We start from the raw sequence: 23,578 nt of genomic DNA, 5'->3' as shown, positions 1-23,578 counted from the left end.
TAATAGGCCCGGTCCAGCACAAAGTCCGCGGCCTGCGGGTCGCCGCTGGAGGCCATGGTATCCTTGGCCTCCGCCACGGCGGCCCGGAAGGTCTCGCTGTACCGGCTCAGGTCGCCCTTGAGGTAGTCCTCCTGCAGGGCGGCGGCGGGATAGCGGCCGGCGTCCAGGAACAGCTCGTCCGGACGCTGCCCGGTGGCCTCCGCCTTCAGGAGCACCTTGGCGTTGTGGTAGTCGTACTTGATACAGAACACGTCCACGATGCTGGGGTCGGGCACGGAGCGGCGCAGCTCGGCGAACAGCTCCAGCCTGGCCTGATCCAGGGTGTGCTCGATGGAGGCGGGCGTCAGGGAGGCGAACTCCCCGTAACCGCACTCGGACAGGACTTTGGCGGCGTCGTCCACACTGTGGGCGCCCAGCATCCGCTCCATGCGCTCCCGGGTCAGGAGCCGGTTTTCCATCGCATGGATGCGGGCCGAAATATAGAGATAGTCGTACTCATTGATTTTTTTGGCCAATGGTCACCCTCCTTTCCTTGCGGCGAGAGGCCCTAATCAAAGAGAGTCTTTGCCACTTCCGCGGCCAGGGCGTCCCGCTGGAGGTGGATGAGCACCTCGAAGGAGCAGTTGGTCTCCACGTTGTTGTCCCGGAGGATGAGACCGCCGGCCATGGGACGGGATTCCTCGGCCAGGGTGAGCATGCCGGTCCCTGCCAGCACGGCGGAGGCGCCGGCCACCACCTTGTCCAGAATGGCGCCGGCCTTGGAGCCGGTGAGCTCCTCGGGAAGCTTGGGGGCCACCTTCCGGGCCAGGATGTCGTTGGCCAGGGTGACGACCTGCTTGCCGAAGCGGGCCCGGTCCTTCTGTGAGAAGATGACAGCCTCATGTCCGGAGCGGCTGCCGGCTGCGGCCAGATTGGCCAGAAGAGAGACATACTCGGCGTCGGGCAGGCTGGTGAGTTTCTCCAGCGCCCGCTGGAAAGCCCTTTCCACCATCTCCTGCTTGGTGCCCAGCGTCAGCTTGCGGGCCTCCAGCCGGGCCATATCCCCCAGCCGTTCTTCCCGCTGGGCGGCGGCCAGAGCGCCCCGCTTCAGGGTGGCCTCGGCCTCGGCCCTGGCCCTGGCCTCATAGTCGGCCAGGATTTCCGCTGCCTGGGCCTGGGCCTGGGCGGTCAGATCGTCGATCTCGCGCTGGACGTCGGCCTCGATCTGACCGGTGATTTTTTCGATACCGTTCATAGGTTACCGCCTTTCCTTCCTGTCTTGTCCCGAAGGACCGCCCTTACAGAGCGTTCATCAGCAGCAGCACGGAGGCCAGCAGAGACAGGATGGCGTAGAACTCCACGATACCGCAGAGGATAATGCCCTTGGCCCAGTCGTCGGGCTTCTTGGCGACCACATTGATGGCGGAGGCGGCCACGCGGCCCTGATAGATGGCGGACAGCCAGCCGCCGATGGCCATGGGGATACAGGAGACGCAGATGGTGAGGCCCTGCGTGACGGAGAGGTCCACGATGCCGCCGGAGAAAGCGCCCATGGTAAACAGGGCGAAGAACCAGATGACCAATCCGTACAGGCCCTGGGTGCCGGGAAGCACCTGGAGGATCAGGCACTTGGAGAAATGCTCAGGGTTCTCACTCAGGACGCCGGTAGCGGCCTCGCCCACCATGCCGGTGCCTTTCGCGGAGCCGACGCAGCACAGGCCCACCGCCAGCGCGGCGCCCAGGAACGCCAGACCAATACCGCCAAATTGAGCAATGAATTCAGCCATGTTAATTTTCCTCCTTGATATCTACATATTTGGTTTGGATCAGCAGGGGCCGGAAGGGCTTGCCGCCCTCCTTGTAGAAACGGTTGAAGAATTCCAGGCACTGGAGCCGCAGGTCATGAACGTAGCAGCCCAGCAGATTCAGCGCGAAGTTGAGCATATTGCCGATGAGGGAGATGATCACGAAGCCGATCACGTTGCCCGTCACCGAGCCCAGCGTGTTGAATACCTGGGCGATGACGCTGCCCGCCAGCATCAGAGCCATCAGACGCGCGTAGGAGAGGATGTCGCTGAAAAAGCCGGTGGCGCCGTTGTAGACCGTCCCGATGAGGGAGGTGATCTTTCCAAAGCCCTTGGCATTCCGGGTCCCGGCGTAGAGCAGCATGACGAGTCCGACGATCAGGACCACGGGATAGCCGCCCACCGAGCCGATGCCCAGCACGGCCAGGGCGATGCCGGCGAGGATGATCCACCAGGTCACCTCGTCCCAAATGGCGTCGGCCACCTGGCCGGCCTGCACCTTGCGCACCACGCTGATGATCATGCCGGTGATGATCTGGATCAGGCCCAGGGCCAGAGAGCCCACCAGAATGGCTAGTGTGTCATTGAGGGGGGTGAACAGGGCCGGAAGCTCGGTGAGTGTGGTGTTGGGGTTGATGATCTTGGCCAACTGGGGAATAAAGTCGCCCAGGAAGCCGCCGGTCAGTGCGCCCATGATAAAGGTGCTGATGCCGCACAGCAGCAGCAGACCGGCAAAGTCCCGCATACCGCCCTTGGGCCGCATGACGCGGAACATAAAGACGGCGCCCAGGACCATCAAAATGCCGTATGCCATATCCGCCATCATCAGCCCGAAGAAGAAAATGAAGAAGGGGGCCATCAGCGGATTGGGGTCCACGCCGTCATAGGCGGGGAGAACATACATATTGGTGACCATGTTGAGAGGCCGGGTCAGCGCATTGTTCTTGAGCTGGATCGGTACGGAGGGGTATTCTTCCGGCTGGGGATCCGAGGCTTCCCACGCGGTGGGGTACCGGCTCAGGAGCGACTCCAGACGGGGCAGGCTCTCCGCCGGGACCCAGCCCTCCAGAAAGATGGTGGTCTGGGAAGCCAGGAGCCGCCCCTTGACCTCCTCCCGCTGGATGTCCTGGGTCATACGGTCCATGCAGAGCTTCAGGTCCTCCCGGTGGACCGCCTCGCCGGAGATGGCGGCCCTGCAGGCCTCCAGCTCCCGGCCCAATTCAGCAAGACGGGCCTCGATCCGGTCGGTGTTGGCCCGGGCGGTGCCCTCCCAGCCCCGCAGAGAGGAGGGAGTGAAACCAAAGCCCTTCAAAAGGTCCAGGGCCTCCTCTTCCGCCTTTCGATGGCAGAGGAGAAGCACATACTGAAATTCCCGGTCGTGCCCGGCCCAGGTGAGCTGGGCCAGCTCCGTGGCAGTGGCCAGCGCCCGCTCCACCGCCTGCCGGTCCGCCGATCCGGGAAAGGCGCCGAAGGTCACGGAGACCTCGCGGGTGGACGGGGTGTTCAGATCCACCTCCAGCTCCAGCCAGGGGGCGAGGGAGGCCTTCTGCGCGGCGAGCTTACTCTGCTCTGCGTAGATGGCGTTGATGCGCGCTTCGTGTCCGATGATGCGTTCCGCAGCGTCCAGGGCTTCCCGCCGGGCCTGATCGTCAAAGAGCTGCCCTTCGGTGATCTCGGGCCTGGGAGAAAACAGACCGCCCTTGGAGGGTGCATAGCGGTTCAAGAGCTCCAGCGCGGCGCGCAGAGCGTCGGCACGGGCCCTGGTGTCCGCCAGAGCGGTGTCATCCACCCGGATGAAGGCGCTCCAGTCCGGATCCTCCAGGCAGTCGGTGGGCTCCCGGACCTGCACGCAGCCCAGATGCTGGAGCTGGCGGAGAAGCTCCTCCCGGTGGGCGGCCATGCAAAACAGCCGCAGGCGTTTCATTTTGACAATGGACATTAGACTCCCACTACCCTTCTGATAATGAGTGCCGCCGCGTCCTCCAGTTTACCTTCCGCCGCCTGGCGCAGGCTGTCGCAGGACCGCCGCGTTTCCTCCATGACGGCTTCCGAGTGTTTCGCCGCGGACTCCTCCGCTTTGGTGAGCATGACCTTGACCTGGGCGTCCGCCTCGGCCTTTGCCGCGCTCAGACGCTCTCGGCCCTGACGTTCTGCGTCGGCGATCAGCTTCTTTGCCTGTTCCACCGCCTCCGCCTTACGCGCGCGGGCCTTCTGCTCGGTTTCCGTCACCTTTTGGACTGCTTCCAAAGACATTCCATCACCGCCTTTCCATGTGCTTAAGCACGAACATCTGGATACTGCCCCAGAATACTTACCATGATACACGTTTGGGGCGTCAAAATCAATATACAAACTTGAACCAATGTCTAAATTGGTGGGGCCTCTAGAAAAAATTTCAGGAGACCACACAAAAGCTGTCGCTGTGCGGCCTCCTGAAATTGTAATAAGTGGAAAAACGGCATCCAAATACCGACAGAAAAGGAAGAATGAGAACAAAAAATTTTTAGCTCCAACCCCGCCTCAAAATCAGGATGGAGAAAAATGGAGAGAAAATTCGGCGTTTTGACGGGGTCAAGGCCAGAGGCACCAACTGCGGTCTGAAACGCCCGCCTGTGTGTCGATAGATACCAGATTGACCTCGGGCCGGGAGAGGCCGGCTTCGTCCAGCAGTTGGACGCACTGTGTCCAGGCGGCGCCCAGATCCCGGACCCAGATCCGGTCCATGCGCTCTGCCATGCCGGACAGGGTCTGGCCGCTCTCTTCGCTGGTGGCAGCCTCCAGCGTGTCCCGGTCTGTGACTACGGAGAGGACCACTTCCGGGTACTGCTCCTCCAGCCGCTGTACCAGGTCCGTGTAAAAGCCGCGGACGGTGGCGGGGAAGAGGGCGCTGTCGTAGGCATCGTTCCTCACGATATAATCCAGGTTTCCGTCCACAGGGTACCCTGCGTTGTCCAGCAGGATCTCGTCAAAACCAAGGCCCGCCAGCTCCAGACAGATATCGATGAGATAGCCCTGGGCGTCGCTGCTGGAGGGGGAGAGCCAGCGATAGCCGCCATTGTCCCTCCAGTTTCCGGCGGGAGAGCGGACGGCCATGTCGTTGCGCGCCTTGGGCAGGGAATTGTCCCGAAAACAGGACACGCGGGCCACCGTATAGAGCCCGTCAGTCCCGTTGAGGGCCAGAATAGCGGCGTTGAGAGCGGTGTCCTTCGGATTGACGCCTGCCTGATCCGCCAGGGGGAGCTCGGAGCGGTAGTGCAGAAGCCCCTCATCGGTTTTCATATCAAAAAGAGCCGCCTCTGCGCCGGCCTCCGTAAGCCGTGCCGCAGCGCTGCCGTCATAGAGGGCCTCGTCGGGCAGAAAGGCGGCGTGGAGATATGCCGGGGTCTGGATCTCCGGCGTGACCACCACCACGGGAGAGGAGGAGAAGGGGATGGGTTCGGCGGAAGGTGCGGGCGTCTGCTGGCTCCAAGGCAGGCGGAGCTGCGCCCCATCCGCGGAAACGACCCAATAGGGCTCCAGGAAAAACAGCGCCGCCACGCCCAGAAGCAGGACCACGGCCAGTACAACGGCGGTCGCCTTTAGAAATGTGCGGAGCGGGGAGCGCCCCCGATAGGAGTCGTAGCCGTAATGTTTCCTCATTTTTGGATTCCATCCTTCGTCACAGCGGCACGGAGTGAGGACCGCGCCGGATTCGTCCGTCCGGCGCCCGCCGGGAAAAGCGTTTACTATAAAGTAAGTATATCAGATAATGAGGGAAAAATCACATGGAAAACAAACTTACAGCCCAGCGTCCTCCGCCTCCTTGGACAAAAGAGCCTCATCCAGCTTGTGCAGGGCGGAGGCGATGAGGAGCCGGTCCTCCTTCGGCATGGAGCACAGGACGGAGCTGAAGTAGCCGCCTACATCGGTCTCCGCCTTTTTCCGCAGCGCCTGATAGTTTTCGGTGGCGGCGACATAGATGACTCTGCGGTCCTCACCGGAGCGGTCGCGGCGGGCCAACTCCAGCTTCTCCAGGCGGTCCACGATGCCGGAAACGGTGGAATTGGCGCTGCCGGTGCGTTCGGCCAGGGTGCTGATGGGCATGGGCCCCTCCTCGCCCAGCACGGTGAGGACCAGGGCCTGGGGGAAAGTGAGCTGCAGCCGGCCAAAATGGACGCGGAACAGCCGGGACATGTGCTGGGAGACCCGAAGATAGGTCATCAGGATATCGTCAGAACCCTTCATCGCCAAAACTCCTTTCCAAGAGAAGAGGGGCTATTTCGTGTGCGAACAGAGCATATCGCGTTCTGCGGGGTTCGTCAATTCTCTCGGAGGAAGTTTTACGAAATGTTTATAAATAGAGAGGAGGCGGGGCCCAGGTGAGAAGGGCGAAGAAATCCTTGAAATACAAGCGAAAATTGTGTAATTTGTGCTTGACATCGGGCCTTGTATGTTATATCATAATCAAGCGCCTGTTTAGGCGCAGTCTGCGATGATGCAGGAGATTGCTCAGAAATGAGGTAACTTCTGCGGAGTATGTCCGTTGATCGGGCGGCTGAGAAATCATGCGCTCGGCGTATATCGCCGGGACTTGAGTGCGACGGCCGGCTACGTTATGTGTGCCGGCCTCCTTCATGCCTCGGAATGATACGCACGGAAGAGTGTATAAAAGATTTCTCACCGTACGGAGCGGCAGACGTCACAAACCACTTCGTATGTTTTAAGGAGGAACAACCATGGCAGCTCAGAAGGAAATGATCCGCATCCGTCTCAAGGCGTACGACCACCAGCTGATCGACCAGAGTGCCGAGAAGATCGTGGAGACCGCCAAGCGCACCGGCGCCACCGTGTCCGGCCCCGTGCCCCTGCCCACTAAGAAGGAGGTCGTCACCATCCTGCGCGCCGTACACAAGTACAAGGACTCCCGTGAGCAGTTCGAGCGCCGCACCCATAAGCGCCTCATCGACGTCATCAAGCCCTCTCCCAAGACGGTGGAGGCCCTGATGGCCCTGGAGCTTCCCGCCGGCGTTGAGATCGAAATCAAACTGTAAGCCAAGTGCGCCGCACATCTCCCGTCCTGCCAGATCAAAGCCCGGCGAAGCGGGTTTGATTCGGAGACGAGGAACAAGGTAGCGCAGCGCGGTTTTTGCCGCAGGCGAAAACGGAGCAAAGCGGACTTTGTAACGAAGTCAGTACCGCAGTCCATCGCGTTTTTGAGATGGACGGGTCAAGTCGCGAGAGCAATGCCAGCCTGATGGGCACCTCTCCCGACCAATAACCTTATTTTAAGGAGGAAGTCACATGGAAAAGGCGATCATCGGCAAGAAAGTGGGCATGTCCCAGATCTTCGATGAAGCCGGCCACATCATCCCGGTCACGGTCATCGAGGCCGGCCCCTGCACCGTGGTCCAGAAGAAGACCACGGAAAAGGACGGCTATGAGGCGGTCCAGCTGGGCTATGAAGATGTTGCCGAAAAGAAACTCACCAAGCCTGAGTTGGGCCACCTGAAGAAGGCTGGCGAGGCCCGGAAGAAGGTCCTCAAGGAGTTCAAGCTCAACGGCGCCGCCGACCTGAACGTGGGCGACGAGATCAAGGTGGATACCTTTGCCGAGGGTGACCGCGTAGACGTCACCGGCGTCAGCAAGGGTAAGGGGTACGCCGGCGTCATCAAGCGCTGGGGCGCCCAGCGCACCCCCACCAGCCACGGCGGCGGCCCTGTGCACCGCCATGCTGGTTCTATGGGCTCCAGCACCGATCCCTCCCGCATCTTCAAGGGCAAGATCGGCGCCGGCCACATGGGAGACGAGCAGGTCACCGTCCTGAATCTGGACGTGGTCAAGGTCGACCCTGAGCTGGGCATCATTGCCGTGCGGGGCGCCGTTCCCGGCCCCAAGGGCGGCGTTGTGTATCTGCGCAACAGCGTGATCAACGTCAAGGAGAAGGGCGCCGCGGCCAACGCCAGCCTCAACCCGCAGAAGGCTTCCGCCCGCGTCAATCCCCAGAAGGCTTCCGCCCGTAACAAGTAAGAAAGGAGAGAAACCAAATGCCTAAGGCAACTGTTGTGAACATGTCCGGCACCAAGGTCGGTGAAGTGGAGCTCTCCGAAGCTGTGTTCGGGATCGAGCCCAACGAGGACGTCGTCCACGCCGTCGTGAAGAACCACCTGGCCAACTGCCGCCAGGGCACCCAGTCCGCCCTCACCCGCGCCGAGGTCTCCGGCGGCGGCATCAAGCCCTACCGCCAGAAGGGGACCGGCCGTGCCCGTCAGGGCTCCACCCGGGCTCCCCAGTGGACCCACGGCGGCATCGTGTTCGCCCCCAAGCCCCGCTCCTATCGCTACACCCTCAATAAGAAGGTGAAGCGTCTGGCCCTTAAGTCCGTCCTCTCCGCCAAGGCCGCTGAGGGCAACGTGATCGTGGTGGATGAGCTGAACGTCCCCGAGATCAAGACCAAGACCATGCAGAGCTTCCTCACCGCTGTGAACGCCGGCAAGGCCGTGCTGGTCACCCCTGAGGTCAACATGAACGTGGTGAAGTCCGCCCGGAACATCCCCGGCGTGAGCGCCACCACCGCAAAGCTCATCAATGTCTATGACATTCTCAACGCCAAGCAGCTCATCGTCGACAAGGCTGCGCTGGCCGTCATCGAGGAGGTGTTTGCGTAATGACAAAGGCTTATGACATCATTAAGCGCCCCATCATCACCGAGAAGTCTATGTCGATGACCGAGGACAAGCGCTACACCTTTGAGGTCGCCAAGGACGCCAACAAGATCGAGATCGCCAAGGCGGTGGAGGAGATCTTTGGCGTGAAGGTGGCCAAGGTCAATACTCTGAACATGTATGGCAAGGAGAAGCGCACCGGACGGTTCCCCGCTGGTCGCCGCCCCTCCTGGAAGAAGGCCATGGTCACCCTGACCGAGGACTCCAAGGCCATCGAGTTCTTTGAGGCGTAAGGAGGAGAAGAGAGACAATGGCTATCAAGACTTATAAGCCCACGACGCCCTCCCGCCGCCACATGACCGTGTCGGCCTTCGAGGGCATCGATAAGAAGGCCAAGCCTGAGCGCAGCCTGACCGAGAACCTGAAGAAGAACGCCGGACGCAACAGCTACGGCCGCATTACCGTCCGCCATCGCGGCGGCGGCAACAAGAAGAAATACCGCATCATCGACTTCAAACGCCAGAAGGACGGCGTGGAGGCCACCGTGCTTCGCCTGGAGTACGATCCCAACCGCTCCGCCAACATTGCCCTCATCCAGTATACCGACGGAGAGAAGGCCTATATCCTGGCCCCTGTCGGCTTGAAGCCCGGCCACAAGATCGTCTCCGGCCCCGAGGCCGACATTCTTCCCGGCAACTGCCTGCCCATCGCCAACATTCCTGTGGGCGAGCTCATCCACAACATCGAGCTCTACCCCGGCAAGGGTGCCCAACTGGTCCGCTCCGCCGGCGTGGCCGGTCAGCTCATGGCCAAGGAGAACGGCATGGCTCAGGTCCGCCTCCCCTCCGGCGAGGTCCGCTATGTGCGCGAGGAGTGCAAGGCCTGCATCGGCCAGGTCGGCAACACTGATCACGGCAACATCCAGATCGGCAAGGCCGGCCGCAAGCGCCACATGGGCTGGCGGCCCACCGTCCGCGGCAGCGTCATGAACCCCAACGACCACCCCCACGGCGGCGGCGAGGGCAAGAGCCCTGTGGGCCGTCCCGGGCCTGTCACCCCTTGGGGTAAGCCGGCCATGGGCTACAAGACCCGCAAGAAGAAGAGCCGCACCGAGCAGTTCATCGTCAAGCACCGGAATTCCAAGTAAGTAAGGAGGCAGTGAAACATGTCCAGAAGCGTTAAGAAAGGCCCGTTTTGCGCCCCCGAGCTGCTCAAGCGGGTTGACGAAATGAATAAGACCGGAGATAAGAAGGTCCTGAAGACCTGGAGCCGCGCCTCCACCATCTTCCCCTCCTTCGTCGGTCACACCTTTGCCGTCCATGACGGCCGCAAGCACGTTCCCGTCTATGTGACCGAGGATATGGTCGGCCACAAGCTGGGCGAGTTCGCCCCCACCCGCACCTTTAAGGGCCACGCGGGCGCCAAGTCCGGCAAGTAAGGAGGAGAGAGAAGAATGGAAGCGAAAGCACATCTGAGATACGTCCGGATCTCTCCCCGAAAGATCCAGATCGTCTGTGATCTCATCCGCGGGAAGAGCGTGGCCCAGGCCACCGCGATCCTGATGAATACCCCCAAGGCCGCCTCCGAGCCTCTGCTCAAGCTCCTCAAGAGCGCCGCGGCCAACGCCGAGAACAACCACGGGATGGACCCCGAGAAGCTCTACGTCTCCGAGACCTTCGCCACCCCCGGCCCCATCATCAAGCGCATGATGCCCCGGGCCCAGGGCCGCGGCTACCGGATCAACAAGCGTACTTCTCACGTCACCATCGCTGTGGCAGAACGCTAAGGGAGGAGGCAGAATCTATGGGACAGAAAGTGAATCCCCACGGCCTGCGCGTGGGCGTCATTAAGGATTGGGACTCCCGCTGGTATGCCCGCAACGAGAAGGTGGGCGACCTGCTGGTCGAGGACGACAAGATCCGCAAGTATCTGAAGAAGACCCTCTATTCCGCCGGCATCCCGAAGATCGAGATCGAGCGGGACAGCGCCAAGGTCCGCATCTACCTGCACTGCGCCCGCCCCGGCGTGGTCATCGGCAAGGGCGGCACCGAGATCGAGCGTATCCGCCTGGAGGTGGAGAAGCTCATCGGCAAGAGCGTAGCGCTGAACATTGTCGAGGTCAAGAACCCCGATATGGACGCCCAGCTGGTGGCGGAGAACATCGCCCAGCAGCTGGAGAAGCGTATCGCCTTCCGCCGCGCCATGAAAAACGCCATGGGTCGCGCCATGCGGATGGGCGCTCTGGGCATCAAGGTCCAGGTCTCCGGCCGTCTCAACGGCGCTGAGATCGCCCGCACCGAGCACTACCATGACGGCACCATTCCCCTGCAGACTCTCCGCGCCGATATCGATTACGGCTTTGCCGAGGCCGCTACCACTTACGGCCGCATCGGTGTTAAGTGCTGGATCTACAAGGGCGAGGTCCTTTCCCAGGCCCTGCGGACCACTCCCCGCACCCTGGATACCAAGAACTTCAAGGAGCGTCCCGACCGGCCCCGCCGCCGCGACGGTGACCGGAAGTTCGGCGATCGGAAGCCCGGGTTCGGCGACCGCAAGCCCGGCTTCGGCGGCCAGCGTCCTCAGGGCGGCTACGGCCAGCGCCCCGCCGGTCAGGGCTTCGGTGGCCAGCGTCCCCAGGGCGGCTTCAACAACCGTCCCGCCGCCCCCCGTCCCGCCGCTCCTGCTACTCCTAAGGAAGGAGGCGCCAACTAATGCTGCTGCCTAAGAGAGTCAAATATCGCCGTGTCCACCGCGGCCGCATGAAGGGCAAGGCCACCCGGGGCAATACCGTCACCTACGGTGAGTTCGGCCTGCAGGCCACCGAGCCCGCGTGGATCACCTCCAATCAGATCGAGGCCGCCCGTATCGCCATGACCCGCTATACCAAGCGTGGCGGTAAGGTCTGGATCAAGATCTTCCCCGACAAGCCCATCACCGAGAAGCCGGCCGAGACCCGCATGGGTTCCGGTAAGGGCTCTCCCGAGTACTGGGTGGCCGTGGTCAAGCCCGGCCGCGTCATGTTTGAGATCGCGGGCGTTTCCGAGGAGACCGCCCGTGAGGCCCTGCGTCTCGCCTCCCACAAGCTGCCTGTCAAGTGCAAAATCGTGGCGAAAGAGACCGCCGAGACCGAGAATGGTGGTGAATAATGATGAAGGCAACTGAGGTACGCAAGATGTCCGCCGCAGAGCTGGACGCCAAGCTCCTGGACCTGAAAAAGGACCTGTTCCAGCTGCGCCTGCAGCACGCCACCAATCAGCTCGACAACCCCATCCGCATCGCGGAGGTCAAGAAAGACATTGCCCGAGTCAAGACCATGATCCGTGAGCAGCAGCTCGCAGGCCGATAAGGAATAGGAGGAAATGAAGATGGAGAACAGAACTTCTTCCCGTAAAACCAGAGTCGGCCTGGTTGTCTCGGACAAGATGGATAAGACCGTGGTGGTGGCCATCGCCGACCGTGTGGCCCATCCCCTCTATAAGAAGATTGTAAAGAGGACCTACAAGCTCAAAGCCCATGACGAGCAGAACGCTTGCAGCGTGGGCGACCGCGTGAAGGTCATGGAGACCCGCCCCCTCAGCAAGGACAAGCGGTGGCGCGTGGTCGAAATCATTGAAAAAGCGAAGTAAGGAGGTGCCGGAATGATTCAGCAGGAAAGTTATCTGAAGGTGGCCGACAATACCGGCGCCAAGGAGATCAAGACCATCCGCGTGCTTGGCGGCTCCAAGCGCAAGTACGGCAATATCGGCGATGTGGTCGTGGCCTCCGTCCGTAAGGCTCAGCCCGGCGGCACCGTGAAGAAGGGCGAGGTCGTCAAGGCCGTGATCGTCCGCTCCGCCCGCGGCGTCCGCCGCGCCGACGGCAGCTATGTCCGCTTTGACGACAATGCCGCTGTCCTCATCAAGGACGACAAGAATCCCCGCGGTACCCGTATCTTTGGGCCCGTGGCCCGTGAGCTGCGCGACAAGGATTACATGAAGATCCTGTCCCTGGCTCCCGAAGTGCTGTAAGGGGGTAGGAGAAAACATGAACAAGATGAGCATCAAAAAAGACGACCTGGTGGTCGTCCTCTCCGGCAAGGACAAGGGCAAGCAGGGCAAGGTCCTCTCCGTCCTCCCCAAGGAGAGCAAGGTCATCGTGGAGAAGGTCAACATCGTCTCCCGCCACACCAAGCCCCGCAAGCAGGGCGAGGAGGGTGGCATCCTGAAGAAGGAAGCCCCCATCTATGCCTGCAAGGTGCAGAAGGTGTGCCCCAAGTGCAATAAGCCCACCCGCATCGGCCATAAGGTGGAGGGCGGCAAGAAGGTCCGCGTCTGCAAGAAGTGCGGCGCTGAAATCTGAGAGAGGAGGAGTGATTGAATATGGCAGAGGAAAAGAAAGTGCCTAACCTGAAGGCCAAATACCAGCAGGAAGTCGCTCCTGCTCTCATGCAGAAGTTCGGCTACAAGAGCACCATGCAGATTCCCAAGCTGGATAAGATCGTGGTGAACTGCGGCTGCGGCGAAGCCCGCGACAACTCCAAGGTGCTGGAGGCCGTCGTGAGCGATCTCACCACCATCACCGGCCAGAAGGCGATCATTACGAAGGCCAAGAAGTCCGTGGCCAACTTCAAGCTCCGTGAGGGCATGCCCATCGGCGCCAAGGTCACCCTGCGCGGCGACCGGATGTGGGAGTTCCTGGACCGCCTCTTCAATGTGGCCCTGCCCCGCGTCCGCGACTTCCGCGGCATCAATCCCAACGCGTTCGACGGCCGCGGCAACTATGCTCTGGGCCTGAAGGAGCAGCTCATTTTCCCCGAGATCGAGTACGACAAGATCGACAAAATCCGCGGCCTAGACGTGGTGTTCTGCACCACCGCCCAGACCGACGAAGAGGCCAAGGAGTTGCTGACCCTGATCGGCGCTCCCTTTGCCGGGCGCTAAGGAGGAGAAGGAAACATGGCTAAGAAATCTATGATCCTCAAGCAGCAGCGTGAGCCCAAGTTCTCCACCCGGCGTTACAACCGGTGCAAGATCTGCGGCCGCCCCCACGCATATCTGCGTGACTACGGCATCTGCCGTATCTGCTTCCGTGAGCTGGCCTACAAGGGCCAGATTCCCGGCGTCAAGAAGGCGTCCTGGTAAGACGCGTCCCCACGCAGCTCTCGTCCTTTTTTTCACATGGAAGCCCTTTGGGCTTCCATGTGATGAGGAGGAGCAGGGGAGTCGACTGCACGCCCGGCCACGGCCGGGGCGGGAAGGCAGAACCTGCTCCGATTATGCCGGCGGTCAACAGGTCGAAGTTACCTAGCTCCGATACCTTCCGCTGCAACAGGCAGATGCCTGTAACTCTTATATAGGAGGTAAGATCCATGCATATCACGGACCCCATTGCGGATATGCTCACCCGCATCCGCAACGCCAACAATGCCAAGCATGACACTGTGGACGTGCCCGCGTCCAACATGAAGAAGTCCATCGCGCAGATCCTGCTGGATGAAGGCTATATCAAGAACTTCCAGCTCATCGACGACGGCACTCAGGGCGTGATCCGTATCACCCTGAAGTATAACCCCGGCAAGGAGAAGGTCATCACCGGCCTTCGCCGTGTCTCCAAGCCCGGCCTGCGCGTCTACGCGGGCGCTGACGAGCTCCCCAAGGTGCTCCGCGGCTTGGGTATCGCGATCGTGTCCACGTCCAAGGGCGTCATGACCGACAAGGCTGCCCGTGCCCAGCATGTCGGCGGTGAAGTCCTGGCCTTCGTGTGGTAAGGGAGGGAGAGAGAAATGTCTAGAATCGGAAGAATGCCTATCTCTGTCCCCGCCGGCGTGGAGATCACCATCGGCGCAGACAACCTGGTTACTGTGAAGGGCCCCAAGGGCACCCTCACCCAGCAGCTCAGCCCCGCCATGACCATCGCACAGGAGGGTGCCGAGCTCCATGTGACCCGTCCCAACGACGCCAAGGAGAACCGTGCGCTCCACGGCCTGACCCGCAGCCTTCTCCACAACATGGTGGTAGGCGTGACCGACGGCTTCAAAAAGGAGCTGGATGTCAACGGCGTGGGCTATCGTGTGGCCAAAGAGGGCAAGAAGCTTGTCATGAACCTGGGCTTCTCCCATCAGGTCACCATGGAGGAGCCGGAGGGTATCGCCATCGACGTGCCCAACCCCAACAAGATCATCATCTCCGGCGCCAGCAAGCAGCAGGTGGGCCAGTTCGCCGCCGAGGTCAGAGAGAAACGTCCGCCTGAGCCGTATAAGGGCAAGGGCATCAAATACACTGACGAGGTCATCCGCCGCAAGGAAGGCAAGACCGGCGTCAAGAAGAAATAAGGAGGTGTGCCAAAATGATCAACAGACCCAATACCAACGCTCAGCGGCTTAAGCGCCACAAGAGAGTGCGCGGGAAAATCTCCGGCACGCCCGAGAGACCCCGCCTGAATGTGTTCCGCAGCGAGACCAACATTTACGCTCAGGTCATCGACGACGTCAGCGGCAAGACCTTGGTCTCCGCTTCCTCCCTGGAGAAGGACTTTGCCTGCGAGGGCACCAAGTCCGACGCCGCCAAGAAGGTGGGCCAGATGGTGGCCGAGCGCGCCAAGGCCGCCGGCATCACCACTGTGGTCTTTGACCGCGGCGGCTATGTCTATCACGGCCGGGTCCAGGCCCTGGCCGAGGGCGCCCGCGAGGGCGGCCTGGAATTTTAAGGGGAGGAGAGAACGAACATGGCTAGATTTGAAAGAGAACCCAGCGAGTTCACCGAGAAGCTCGTTTCTCTGAACCGCGTCAGCAAGACCGTCAAGGGCGGCCGTATCTTCAAGTTTGCCGCCCTCATGGTGGTCGGCGACGAGAAGGGGCGCGTGGGCTTCGGCCTGGGCAAGGCCGCCGAGGTGCCCGAGGCGATCCGCAAGGGCATTGAAGACGCCAAGAAAAACATGATCAATGTGACGCTGTCCGGGACCACCATCCCCCACGAGGTGATCGGTGAGTTCGGCGCCGGCCGCGTGTTGCTCAAGCCCGCTGCCCCCGGTACCGGCGTGATCGCTGGCGGCCCCGTCCGCGCCGTGCTGGAGACTGCCGGCATCAAGGACATCCGTACCAAGTGCCTGCGCTCCAACAACCCCCAGAACGTGGTGGCCGCCACCATGCAGGGCCTCAAGTCCCTGCGCGGCCCTGAGGAGGTTGCCCGCATCCGCGGTAAGAGCGTGGAAGAGATCGTAGGTTAAGGAGGGCTAGGAAATGGCTAAGCTGAACATCAAGCTGGTCAAGAGCCTGAACGGCCGGATTGCCAAACACAAGGCGACGGCAGAGGCTCTGGGTCTGCGCAAGATCGGCGACACCACCGTGCAGCCCGACAACGAGGCTACCCGCGGCAAGATCGCCCATATCGGTTACCTGCTCCAGGTCACCGAGGAACAGTGAGGAGGTGCGCGAAATGAATCTGCATGAACTCTCCCCCGCGCCCGGCTCCGTGAAGAGCGCCTACCGTAAGGGCCGCGGCGCCGGCTCCGGCAACGGCAAGACCGCCGGCAAGGGTCACAAGGGCCAGAAGGCCCGCTCCGGCGGCGGCGTCCGCGTGGGCTTTGAGGGCGGCCAGATGCCTCTGGTCCGCCGTATCCCCAAGCGCGGCTTCAACAACATCTTTGCCAAGCCCCTGGAGATCGTCAATGTCTCCGCTCTGAATAAATTTGAGGACGGCGCCACCGTCAATGTTTGCGATCTGCTGGAGAAGGGTATCCTCTCTAAGTGCGAGTACGGTGTAAAGATCCTCGGCAACGGCAGCCTCGAGAAGAAGCTGATCGTCCGGGCCAACGCCTTCTCCGCCTCCGCTAAGGAGAAGATCGTTGCGGCAGGTGGAAAGTACGAGGTGGTCTGACGTGATCCAGACCATCAAAAATGCCTGGAAGATCCCTGAGCTGCGCAAAAAGATCATGTTTACGGTCTTTGCGCTCCTCATCTTCCGGCTGGGCTCCGCAGTGCCTGTGCCCTTCGTGAACACGACCCTGCTGGGCAACTACCTCAACAATATGAGCGGCACCATCTTTGGGCTGATGAACGCCATGAGCGGCGGCGCTTTCGCCACCGCCACGGTGTTTGCCCTGGGTGTGCAGCCCTATATCAACAGTTCGATCATCATCCAGCTCCTCACTGTCGCCATCCCCGCCCTGGAGCGGCTCCAGAAGGAGGGCGGCGAGGAGGGCCGGAAGAAGATCGCCGCCATCACCCGTTATACCACGGTGGCCATTGCCCTTTTGCAGGGCTTCGGCTACTACACCCTCATCAAGGCCAACGGCCTGCTCAATCTGGGCGGTATGAACGGCGTCTGGGCCGGCATCGTCATCGTAGTGTCCTTTACTGCCGGCTCTGCCTTCATCATGTGGCTGGGTGAGCAGATCACCGAGTTCGGTATCGGCAACGGCATCTCCATCATCCTGTTCGCCGGCATCGTGTCCCGGGTGCCCTCCATGGTGCAGACCCTCTGGCTGGGCGTCACCAACAACATCAGTGGCATCACCGGCGACAACGTGTTCTCTCTGCCCTGGTGGGGCGCGGTCCTCATCGTGGTGGGTATGCTGGCTATCGTGGTCTTCATCGTCTTCATCTCCAACGCCGAACGGCGCCTGCCCGTGCAGTACGCCAAACGGGTGGTGGGTCGGAAGATGTACGGCGGCCAGTCCAGCCACATCCCCATGAAGGTGAATATGTCCGGCGTCATGCCCATCATCTTCGCCCAGTCCATCGCCTCTCTGCCGGCTACCATCGGCGCGTTCGCGGGGTGGGACACCACCACCGAGGGCTTTGGCGGCGGCCTGATGCGGGTGTTCGATACTGCGGGGCTCCTTTACTCCGTAATCTATTTCCTGCTGATTCTGGGCTTCAGCTACTTTTACTCCACCATGCAGTTCAACCCCATCGAGGTGGCCAACAATCTGAAGAAGAACGGCGGCTTCATCCCCGGCTTCCGGCCCGGCAAGCCTACCGCCGACTTCATTCACAAGGTGCTCAATAAGATCACACTGTTCGGCGCGCTCTATCTGTCCGTCATCGCCATCGCCCCCATCATCACCCAGAACCTGACTGGGGCGCGGAATCTGGCCATCGGCGGTACGTCCATCATCATCGTTGTCAGCGTGGCGCTGGAGACGATGAAGGCGCTGGAAGCCCAGATGCTGATGCGGCATTACAAAGGCTTCCTGGAATAAGGGGAGGGTTCAGGCTATGAAGATGATCCTGTTAGGGCCACCGGGCGCCGGCAAAGGCACCCAGGCCGAGGTCCTCTCCCGTGAGCTGAACATCCCTACCATTTCCACCGGCAATATCCTCCGTGCCGCCGTCAAGGCCGGTACGCCCATCGGCCTGCAGGCCAAGTCCTATATGGATGCCGGCAAGCTGGTTCCCGACGAGGTCATCATCGGCATCATTCAGGAGAGGCTGGCCGAGCCCGACTGCACCGGCGGTTATATCCTGGACGGTGTGCCCCGTACCATCGCCCAGGCCGAAGCCCTGGAGGCACATGGGATCGAGTTTGACCATGTGATCTCTCTTGAAATCGCGGACGAGGCCATCGTGAAGCGGATGGACGGTCGCCGGGTATGCACCCACTGCGGCACGCCTTTTCACGTGGAGTCCAAGCCTCCCAGGGCGGAGGGGATCTGTGACCTGTGCGGCGGCGAACTCACCGAGCGCGATGACGACAGACCCGAGACGGTCCGGGCCCGGCTGGTGGTCTACCACGAGGAGACTGAGCCCCTGAAGCACTTCTACGAGAAACGCGGCAAGCTCGACACTGTGCCCGGCGATCTGGGCACCATTGAAGATACCACGAGGGCCATCAAGCAGGTCCTGGAGGCATCCCATTGAACATGATTTCCATCAAGTCCGACCGAGAGATCGAACTGATGCGCCGGGCCGGGGCCCTTACGTCCCAGGCCCGCGCGCTGGCCGGCTCTATGGTCAAGCCAGGCGTCTCCACCCTGGAAATCGACCACGCGGTGCGGGATTTCATCCGCTCTCACGGGGCCGAGCCTTCTTTCCTCAACTACAGCGGCTATCCCGGGTCCGCCTGCATCTCCATCAATGAGGTGGTGATCCACGGCATCCCGGACCACCGGAAGCTGCTGGAGGGGGATATCGTCAGTGTGGATGTGGGCGCCTATCTGGACGGCTTCCACGGCGATTGCTGCGGCACCTTTGCCTGCGGCACGATCAGCCCTGAGGCCAGACGGCTCATCGACGTAACCCGGCAGAGCTTTTTTGAGGGGATCAGGATGGCCAGACCCGGCAACCGGGTCTCCGACATCTCCCACGCGGTCCAGCAGTATGTGGAGCAGAACGGGTACTCCGTGGTCCGCAGCTTTGTGGGCCATGGCGTGGGCGCCAAGCTCCATGAGCCCCCGGAGGTCCCCAATTTCGGCCCCGCCGGACACGGTGCCCGGCTCTTGCCCGGGATGGTCCTGGCGGTGGAGCCCATGGTGAACGCCGGAGGCTGGGAGGTCCGGGTCCTGAAGGACGGCTGGACCACCGTCACTGTGGACGGCTCCCTCGCCGCCCACTATGAGAACACCATACTCATTACCGAGGGGGAGCCGGAGCTGCTGACTCCCCTGGGCGGGGACGTGTAATGCCGGACTGCTGCAGTGCCGGCTGGATCGTCCGCTCCGCCGTGGGGCGCGACAGGGGGAAGCTCCTGTGCGTGCTGGGCGAGGAGGGGGAGTTCCTCCTGCTGGCGGACGGCAAGCGGCGAAAGGCGGCCTCACCCAAGCGCAAAAAGCGCGGCCACGTGGACATAGTGTGCCGGGGGAACTTCGGGCATCCGGTGCTCCGGAAGCTGAAGGACGGAACACCGGTGTCCGACAGGGAACTCAGGAGGGTGCTCGCCGCCTTCCGTGACGAGTCAGACCAAGGAGGGAATCACGCTTGGCAAAAAGCGACATGATCGAGCTGGAGGGGATCGTCACCGAATCCCTGCCCAACACCACCTTCCATGTGGATATCGGGAATGGGCATATCATTCTGGCCCATATCTCGGGAAAGCTCCGCATGAACTTTATCCGAATCCTGCCCGGCGACAAGGTAACGGTGCAGATGTCACCCTACGACCTGACCCGGGGCCGGATCACCTGGAGAAGCAAGTAAGCCCGGCCTCCGGGCTCAAATGGAAGCACAGCAAAGCGGTGTCCGTTTGGAGAGGAGGCGCAGGGAAGCGGAACGAGCGCCCACAGAGGGGCGCAGGGAAGCGGACCTTGCGACGACGACAACGACCGGCGGTCGCGCCAGGGCTTTGCCCACGGCCGTCGGGGCCATCAAGGCATTCAAGGAGGTTTATCATGAAAGTAAGACCGTCCGTGAAGCCCATGTGCGAGAAGTGCAAGATCATCAAGCGCAAGGGCAAAGTCATGGTTATTTGCGAAAACCCCAAGCATAAGCAGAGACAAGGTTAAAGGAGGCGCTGAAGAAATATGGCACGTATTGCCGGCATTGACCTGCCGAAGGATAAGAGAGTGGAGATCGGTCTCACTTACATCTTCGGCATTGGGCGCACCAGCGCCAACAAGATCCTGAAGGAGACCGGGATCAATCCCGACACCCGCGTGAAGGATCTCACCGAGGAAGACGAGGCGAAGCTGCGCGAGGTGATCGCCAACGGATACACCGTGGAGGGCGACCTCCGCCGCGATGTGGCGATGGACATCAAGCGTCTGACCGAGATCGGCTGCTACCGCGGGATGCGTCACCGCAAGGGCCTGCCCGTCCGCGGTCAGCGCAGCAAGACCAACGCCCGTACCCGCAAGGGGCCGAAGCGCACGGTCGCCAACAAGAAGAAGTAAGGGAGGGATATGAACAATGGCTACTGCTGCTAAGGGCAAGAAAGTGGTGCGTAAGCGCCGCGAGCGTAAGAATATCGAGAAGGGCCAGGTGCATATCCGCTCCTCCTTCAACAACACCATGGTCACTGTGACCGATATGGGCGGCAACGCCCTGAGCTGGGCCTCCTCTGGCGGCCTGGGCTTCCGTGGTTCCCGTAAATCCACTCCCTTCGCCGCTCAGACCGCCGCCGAGACGGCTGCAAAGGCCGCCATGGAGCACGGGCTGAAGACCGTGGAGGTGTACGTCAAGGGCCCCGGCGCCGGTCGTGAGGCCGCCATCCGCGCCCTGCAGGCCGTGGGCCTGGAAGTCACCCTCATCAAGGACGTGACCCCCGTTCCCCACAACGGCTGCCGTCCGCCCAAGCGCCGCCGCGTCTGATTTAGAGGAGGGAAGAAAACAATATGGCTAAGAATATGCAACCTGTGGCCAAGCGCTGCGCGGCGCTGGACATCTCCCCCGCGGCCATGGGATACAGCAAAAAGACCACCAACCGCAACCCCAAGGCCAATGTGCGGAAGAAGAAGTCCGAGTATGCCATGCAGCTCAACGAGAAGCAGAAGGTCAAATTTGTCTATGGCATCATGGAGAAGCAGTTCCGTATGTACTACGAGAAGGCCTCCAAGACCCAGGGCAAGACCGGCGAGAACCTGCTGATCCTGGTGGAGCGCCGTCTGGACAATGTGGTGTACCGGCTGGGCCTCGCCATGACCCGCCGTGAGGCCCGCCAGCTGGTGAACCACGGCCACTTCACCGTGAACGGCAAGCGCGTGAACATCCCCTCTTACCTGGTGAGCGCGGGCGATGTGATCGAGGTGGCGGAGAAGAGCCGCTCCTCCGTCAAGTTCAAGCGCCTGACCGGAGAGGACGCCGTGGTGGTCATGGTGCCCCAGTGGCTGGAGCGGGAGAAGAATTCCCTCAAGGGTACTGTGACAAGGATGCCCCTCCGGGAAGACATCGACCTGCCCGTTGAGGAGCACCTGATCGTCGAGCTGTATTCCAAGTAATTTATTTGATACCCTCGACTGTGGGGACCGCGGGGGTGATCCCCCGCGGTCCCCGATGAACCTAATGACGATACGGCGGAGCCAACCCATCCGCCGCCGCAACAAGGAGGGTAACTGATTCATGGTAGAAATCGAAAAGCCGCGCATCGAATGCGTGGAAAACCCTGGCGACGGCTCCTATGGCAAATACGTGGTGGAGCCGCTGGAGCGCGGCTATGGCACTACGCTGGGAAACTCCCTGCGCCGGATCCTGCTCTCTTCTCTGCCCGGTACGGCTGTGACCTCCATCAAGATCGCAGGCGTCCAGCATGAGTTCTCCACTATCCCCGGCGTCAAGGAAGACGTGACTGAGATCGTCCTCAACGTGAAGGGCATCATCGCCAAGCTTCACTCCGAGGGCGTGAAGACCGTCTACATTGAGATGAACGGCGAGTGCGAGGTCACTGCCGGCGATATCAAGGCTGACGGCGAGGTGGAGATCCTGAATCCCGACCACCACATCGCCACCCTGGGCCCCGATGCCTCCCTCAACATGGAGCTGACGCTGTCCCACGGCCGGGGCTATGTCCCTGCCGACCGGAACAAGCCGGCCCAGACGGTCATCGGCCTGATCCCGGTGGACTCCATCTACACTCCGGTCAAGAAGGTCAACTATACCGTTGAGAACACCCGTGTGGGTGATCTCACCGACTATGACAAGCTGACCCTGGAGGTGTGGACCAACGGCACCATCGACGCCCGGGATGCAGTTTCTCTGGGCGCCCGCATCCTGGTGGACCACTTTATGCTCTTCACCGATCTCTCCGAGACCATGGGCAACAAGTCCACGGTGGTGGAGAAGGCGGAGGCGCAGCGGGACAAGGTGCTGGAGCTGACCATTGAGGAGCTGGACCTCTCCGTCCGCTCCTTCAACTGCCTCAAGCGCGCCAACATCAACACGGTGGAGGACCTGATCTCCAAGACCGAGGATGAGATGATGAAGGTGCGCAACCTGGGACGCAAATCCCTGGAAGAGGTCATCAACAAGCTGGCTATGATGGGCCTGAGCCTGGCCAGCGACGACAGCAGCAACTAGGCCCCTGCGGCCTGCGATCAGACCGAGAGAAAGGCAGTCCGGGGGCATGTAACGTCCCCTCCCGGATACGGGCCCGCCATGACTGCGGGCCTGCTGCCGCACTGCGGCGTCTTTCCGAGGGCCGGGGGCCCTCAGGACGAATTTACAAGGGCTTTCGCCGCGCGAAATGCCAATAGGAGTTGACTCACATGTCCGGATACCGTAAACTGGGTAAGCGTTCCGACCAGCGCAAGGCCATGCTCCGCGCTATGGTGACCTATCTGCTGGAGAACGGCCAGATCAAGACCACCTATGCCCGCGCCAAAGAGGTGGCCCCCGTGTGCGAAAAGATGATCACCCTGGCCAAACACAACAACCTGGCCTCTTATCGTCAGGCGCTGAGCTTCATCACCAAGGAAGATGTGGCCAAGAAGCTGTTTGATGAGATCGGCCCCAAGTACGCCACCCGTGACGGCGGCTATACCCGCGTCGTAAAGATCGGGCCCCGCCGCGGCGACGCCGCCGAAATGGCAATCGTTCAGTTGGTGTAATCCCCGCTTCAAGGGCGAAGAGAGCCTCTTGCGGACCCCCGGCGCCCGGGAGTCCGCAAGAGGCTCTTCCTTGTTTCGGAGGAAAAAGAATTGGACTTTTGAGAGGAAAGCGGATAGAATGGAAGCGGCGGCGAAGCCCAGACACAGGCGGCGCATCGAAGACCGCTTGACCACCGTTTGACACAGCGCCCAAGGGGCGGGAGGAGGACATATTTTATTATGCTGTATCTGATGACGTTCTCCTCCCATTTCGACGCTATTTTTGCGAATCGGACGCTGAAAAGCGCCGGTCTGGACGTCCGCCTCATGCCGGTGCCGAGGGCGGTGTCGGCCTCCTGCGGCACCTGTGTGTGCTTCCCGATGAAGGAGGGGGCGCGCCCTCCGGAGGCGCTGTGGCGGCGTCTGGTGTGGGAGCGGCTGTACAGCCAGTGCGACGGAGTGTGGACGGAGCTGGCCAGGGGCCCCAGCAGGGGCGGGCCATGCTGAGCGGCGGCCCCGAAGCCCTGTTCCGCCATGGGTTGGGAGAGTATGGCCGCTAGATTACGCTTATATTACAAATCCGGTTTTTCACTTGACGGAAAGGCGTTTGGATTGTATAGTATCGTCGTACCCCAGGGAAGAGGATGTCTCCTCCTCCCGGGAAAATAATGAAGGAGGAATTCCACATGAGAAACCTCAAGCGGGCTCTTAGCCTGGCAA

At 61.4% G+C, this 23,578-nt stretch carries 40 protein-coding genes; 33 read left to right on the top strand and 7 right to left on the bottom strand.

Going from position 1 to position 23,578, the window contains the following annotated elements; translation table 11 throughout:
• From ABUA09_RS15630 to ABUA09_RS15600, 7 genes are all read right to left on the bottom strand, one after another.
• Window positions 1-515: V-type ATPase subunit (locus ABUA09_RS15630; RefSeq protein ID WP_349949506.1), on the bottom strand; the 515-nt coding region annotated here is incomplete at its 3' end.
• A 32-nt stretch (window positions 516-547) separates the two neighbouring features.
• Window positions 548-1,234, bottom strand: coding sequence for a V-type ATP synthase subunit E (locus tag ABUA09_RS15625; RefSeq protein WP_058118502.1), 687 nt, complete (start codon window positions 1,232-1,234; stop codon window positions 548-550).
• A 43-nt stretch (window positions 1,235-1,277) separates the two neighbouring features.
• Window positions 1,278-1,766, bottom strand: coding sequence for a V-type ATP synthase subunit K (locus ABUA09_RS15620; protein WP_033116918.1), 489 nt, complete (start codon window positions 1,764-1,766; stop codon window positions 1,278-1,280).
• Window position 1,767: 1 nt separating this feature from the next.
• Window positions 1,768-3,723: a V-type ATP synthase subunit I gene (locus ABUA09_RS15615; RefSeq protein WP_033116917.1), complete on the bottom strand. Its 1,956-nt coding sequence runs from the start codon at window positions 3,721-3,723 to the stop codon at window positions 1,768-1,770.
• Window positions 3,723-4,037 carry a hypothetical protein gene (locus tag ABUA09_RS15610; protein WP_033116916.1) on the bottom strand — a complete coding sequence of 105 codons (315 nt, stop codon included), beginning with the start codon at window positions 4,035-4,037 and terminating at the stop codon, window positions 3,723-3,725. The genes ABUA09_RS15615 and ABUA09_RS15610 overlap by 1 nt, the downstream gene beginning before the upstream one ends.
• A 318-nt stretch (window positions 4,038-4,355) precedes the next feature.
• Window positions 4,356-5,423 (bottom strand): putative glycoside hydrolase, encoded by a 1,068-nt coding sequence (locus tag ABUA09_RS15605; RefSeq protein WP_052082539.1) that lies wholly within the window; start codon window positions 5,421-5,423, stop codon window positions 4,356-4,358.
• Window positions 5,424-5,561: 138 nt separating this feature from the next.
• Window positions 5,562-6,008, bottom strand: a complete 447-nt coding sequence (locus tag ABUA09_RS15600) for a MarR family winged helix-turn-helix transcriptional regulator (RefSeq protein WP_033116915.1) — start codon at window positions 6,006-6,008, stop codon at window positions 5,562-5,564.
• 491 nt (window positions 6,009-6,499) lie between these two features.
• Here ABUA09_RS15600 and rpsJ point away from each other — a divergent pair, with 491 nt between their 5' ends.
• From rpsJ to ABUA09_RS15435, 33 genes are all read left to right on the top strand, one after another.
• Complete coding sequence (gene rpsJ / locus ABUA09_RS15595; RefSeq protein ID WP_033116914.1) at window positions 6,500-6,814, top strand: 30S ribosomal protein S10; 315 nt, start codon at window positions 6,500-6,502, stop codon at window positions 6,812-6,814.
• A 250-nt stretch (window positions 6,815-7,064) separates the two neighbouring features.
• Window positions 7,065-7,790, top strand: a complete 726-nt coding sequence (gene rplC, locus ABUA09_RS15590; protein WP_033116913.1) for a 50S ribosomal protein L3 — start codon at window positions 7,065-7,067, stop codon at window positions 7,788-7,790.
• A 17-nt stretch (window positions 7,791-7,807) separates the two neighbouring features.
• Window positions 7,808-8,428, top strand: coding sequence for a 50S ribosomal protein L4 (gene rplD / locus ABUA09_RS15585; RefSeq protein ID WP_033116912.1), 621 nt, complete (start codon window positions 7,808-7,810; stop codon window positions 8,426-8,428).
• A complete protein-coding gene (gene rplW / locus ABUA09_RS15580; RefSeq protein ID WP_033116911.1) occupies window positions 8,428-8,718 on the top strand; it encodes a 50S ribosomal protein L23 in 291 nt (96 codons plus the stop codon). Before rplD ends, rplW begins: the two co-directional genes overlap by 1 nt.
• Before the next feature lie 17 nt (window positions 8,719-8,735).
• A complete protein-coding gene (gene rplB, locus ABUA09_RS15575; protein ID WP_033116910.1) occupies window positions 8,736-9,572 on the top strand; it encodes a 50S ribosomal protein L2 in 837 nt (278 codons plus the stop codon).
• Window positions 9,573-9,590: 18 nt separating this feature from the next.
• Window positions 9,591-9,863, top strand: a complete 273-nt coding sequence (rpsS, locus tag ABUA09_RS15570; protein ID WP_033116909.1) for a 30S ribosomal protein S19 — start codon at window positions 9,591-9,593, stop codon at window positions 9,861-9,863.
• A 15-nt stretch (window positions 9,864-9,878) separates the two neighbouring features.
• Window positions 9,879-10,211 carry a 50S ribosomal protein L22 gene (gene rplV, locus ABUA09_RS15565; RefSeq protein ID WP_033116908.1) on the top strand — a complete coding sequence of 111 codons (333 nt, stop codon included), beginning with the start codon at window positions 9,879-9,881 and terminating at the stop codon, window positions 10,209-10,211.
• 17 nt (window positions 10,212-10,228) lie between these two features.
• On the top strand, window positions 10,229-11,137 hold the full coding sequence (gene rpsC, locus ABUA09_RS15560; RefSeq protein ID WP_058118498.1) for a 30S ribosomal protein S3: 909 nt from the start codon (window positions 10,229-10,231) through the stop codon (window positions 11,135-11,137).
• On the top strand, window positions 11,137-11,571 hold the full coding sequence (gene rplP, locus ABUA09_RS15555) for a 50S ribosomal protein L16 (protein WP_033116906.1): 435 nt from the start codon (window positions 11,137-11,139) through the stop codon (window positions 11,569-11,571). Before rpsC ends, rplP begins: the two co-directional genes overlap by 1 nt.
• A gap of 2 nt (window positions 11,572-11,573) precedes the next feature.
• Window positions 11,574-11,771, top strand: coding sequence for a 50S ribosomal protein L29 (rpmC, locus tag ABUA09_RS15550; RefSeq protein ID WP_075704653.1), 198 nt, complete (start codon window positions 11,574-11,576; stop codon window positions 11,769-11,771).
• A 19-nt stretch (window positions 11,772-11,790) separates the two neighbouring features.
• Window positions 11,791-12,051, top strand: a complete 261-nt coding sequence (gene rpsQ, locus ABUA09_RS15545) for a 30S ribosomal protein S17 (protein WP_208319671.1) — start codon at window positions 11,791-11,793, stop codon at window positions 12,049-12,051.
• Window positions 12,052-12,063: 12 nt separating this feature from the next.
• The gene (gene rplN / locus ABUA09_RS15540) at window positions 12,064-12,432 is read left to right on the top strand and encodes a 50S ribosomal protein L14 (RefSeq protein ID WP_033116903.1); all 369 of its coding nucleotides are present in this window, start codon (window positions 12,064-12,066) and stop codon (window positions 12,430-12,432) included.
• 16 nt (window positions 12,433-12,448) lie between these two features.
• The gene (gene rplX / locus ABUA09_RS15535; protein ID WP_033116902.1) at window positions 12,449-12,763 is read left to right on the top strand and encodes a 50S ribosomal protein L24; all 315 of its coding nucleotides are present in this window, start codon (window positions 12,449-12,451) and stop codon (window positions 12,761-12,763) included.
• A gap of 20 nt (window positions 12,764-12,783) precedes the next feature.
• A complete protein-coding gene (gene rplE, locus ABUA09_RS15530) occupies window positions 12,784-13,344 on the top strand; it encodes a 50S ribosomal protein L5 (RefSeq protein WP_033116901.1) in 561 nt (186 codons plus the stop codon).
• A 15-nt stretch (window positions 13,345-13,359) separates the two neighbouring features.
• Complete coding sequence (locus ABUA09_RS15525) at window positions 13,360-13,545, top strand: type Z 30S ribosomal protein S14 (protein ID WP_033116900.1); 186 nt, start codon at window positions 13,360-13,362, stop codon at window positions 13,543-13,545.
• 227 nt (window positions 13,546-13,772) lie between these two features.
• On the top strand, window positions 13,773-14,171 hold the full coding sequence (rpsH, locus tag ABUA09_RS15520) for a 30S ribosomal protein S8 (RefSeq protein WP_033116899.1): 399 nt from the start codon (window positions 13,773-13,775) through the stop codon (window positions 14,169-14,171).
• Between the two features lie 15 nt (window positions 14,172-14,186).
• A complete protein-coding gene (gene rplF / locus ABUA09_RS15515) occupies window positions 14,187-14,735 on the top strand; it encodes a 50S ribosomal protein L6 (RefSeq protein WP_033116898.1) in 549 nt (182 codons plus the stop codon).
• A 14-nt stretch (window positions 14,736-14,749) separates the two neighbouring features.
• On the top strand, window positions 14,750-15,109 hold the full coding sequence (gene rplR / locus ABUA09_RS15510; protein WP_058118497.1) for a 50S ribosomal protein L18: 360 nt from the start codon (window positions 14,750-14,752) through the stop codon (window positions 15,107-15,109).
• 18 nt (window positions 15,110-15,127) lie between these two features.
• Entirely contained in the window at window positions 15,128-15,628 is a 501-nt protein-coding gene (rpsE, locus tag ABUA09_RS15505) for a 30S ribosomal protein S5 (RefSeq protein ID WP_033116896.1), read from the top strand.
• A 13-nt stretch (window positions 15,629-15,641) separates the two neighbouring features.
• Window positions 15,642-15,824: a 50S ribosomal protein L30 gene (rpmD, locus tag ABUA09_RS15500; protein ID WP_033116895.1), complete on the top strand. Its 183-nt coding sequence runs from the start codon at window positions 15,642-15,644 to the stop codon at window positions 15,822-15,824.
• Window positions 15,825-15,837: 13 nt separating this feature from the next.
• The gene (gene rplO, locus ABUA09_RS15495; RefSeq protein WP_033116894.1) at window positions 15,838-16,278 is read left to right on the top strand and encodes a 50S ribosomal protein L15; all 441 of its coding nucleotides are present in this window, start codon (window positions 15,838-15,840) and stop codon (window positions 16,276-16,278) included.
• A gap of 1 nt (window position 16,279) precedes the next feature.
• Window positions 16,280-17,605: a preprotein translocase subunit SecY gene (gene secY / locus ABUA09_RS15490; protein WP_058118496.1), complete on the top strand. Its 1,326-nt coding sequence runs from the start codon at window positions 16,280-16,282 to the stop codon at window positions 17,603-17,605.
• 16 nt (window positions 17,606-17,621) lie between these two features.
• Window positions 17,622-18,263, top strand: a complete 642-nt coding sequence (locus ABUA09_RS15485; RefSeq protein WP_033116892.1) for an adenylate kinase — start codon at window positions 17,622-17,624, stop codon at window positions 18,261-18,263.
• A gap of 2 nt (window positions 18,264-18,265) precedes the next feature.
• Window positions 18,266-19,024, top strand: coding sequence for a type I methionyl aminopeptidase (map, locus tag ABUA09_RS15480; protein ID WP_058118802.1), 759 nt, complete (start codon window positions 18,266-18,268; stop codon window positions 19,022-19,024).
• Window positions 19,024-19,338 carry a KOW domain-containing RNA-binding protein gene (locus tag ABUA09_RS15475; protein ID WP_033116890.1) on the top strand — a complete coding sequence of 105 codons (315 nt, stop codon included), beginning with the start codon at window positions 19,024-19,026 and terminating at the stop codon, window positions 19,336-19,338. Before map ends, ABUA09_RS15475 begins: the two co-directional genes overlap by 1 nt.
• Entirely contained in the window at window positions 19,320-19,538 is a 219-nt protein-coding gene (infA, locus tag ABUA09_RS15470) for a translation initiation factor IF-1 (RefSeq protein ID WP_033116889.1), read from the top strand. Before ABUA09_RS15475 ends, infA begins: the two co-directional genes overlap by 19 nt.
• 191 nt (window positions 19,539-19,729) lie before the next feature.
• Window positions 19,730-19,843 carry a 50S ribosomal protein L36 gene (gene rpmJ / locus ABUA09_RS15465; protein ID WP_006573428.1) on the top strand — a complete coding sequence of 38 codons (114 nt, stop codon included), beginning with the start codon at window positions 19,730-19,732 and terminating at the stop codon, window positions 19,841-19,843.
• 18 nt (window positions 19,844-19,861) lie between these two features.
• Window positions 19,862-20,230 (top strand): 30S ribosomal protein S13, encoded by a 369-nt coding sequence (rpsM, locus tag ABUA09_RS15460; RefSeq protein ID WP_058118495.1) that lies wholly within the window; start codon window positions 19,862-19,864, stop codon window positions 20,228-20,230.
• 16 nt (window positions 20,231-20,246) lie between these two features.
• Window positions 20,247-20,648 carry a 30S ribosomal protein S11 gene (rpsK, locus tag ABUA09_RS15455; protein ID WP_058118494.1) on the top strand — a complete coding sequence of 134 codons (402 nt, stop codon included), beginning with the start codon at window positions 20,247-20,249 and terminating at the stop codon, window positions 20,646-20,648.
• A gap of 23 nt (window positions 20,649-20,671) precedes the next feature.
• Entirely contained in the window at window positions 20,672-21,274 is a 603-nt protein-coding gene (rpsD, locus tag ABUA09_RS15450; RefSeq protein WP_033116886.1) for a 30S ribosomal protein S4, read from the top strand.
• Window positions 21,275-21,395: 121 nt separating this feature from the next.
• The gene (locus ABUA09_RS15445; protein WP_033116885.1) at window positions 21,396-22,349 is read left to right on the top strand and encodes a DNA-directed RNA polymerase subunit alpha; all 954 of its coding nucleotides are present in this window, start codon (window positions 21,396-21,398) and stop codon (window positions 22,347-22,349) included.
• A 188-nt stretch (window positions 22,350-22,537) separates the two neighbouring features.
• Entirely contained in the window at window positions 22,538-22,879 is a 342-nt protein-coding gene (gene rplQ / locus ABUA09_RS15440) for a 50S ribosomal protein L17 (protein ID WP_033116884.1), read from the top strand.
• A gap of 219 nt (window positions 22,880-23,098) precedes the next feature.
• Window positions 23,099-23,365: a putative Se/S carrier protein gene (locus ABUA09_RS15435; protein WP_033116883.1), complete on the top strand. Its 267-nt coding sequence runs from the start codon at window positions 23,099-23,101 to the stop codon at window positions 23,363-23,365.
• The last annotated feature ends 213 nt before the right edge of the window (window positions 23,366-23,578 follow it).

It is taken from the genome of Intestinimonas sp. RTP31139st1_F5_RTP31139_211217 (assembly GCF_040226735.1).
Lineage (GTDB): Bacteria > Bacillota > Clostridia > Oscillospirales > Oscillospiraceae > Intestinimonas > Intestinimonas butyriciproducens.
Note: the sequence above shows the minus strand (reverse complement) of the source record. Positions and strands in the feature narration are given on the sequence as shown.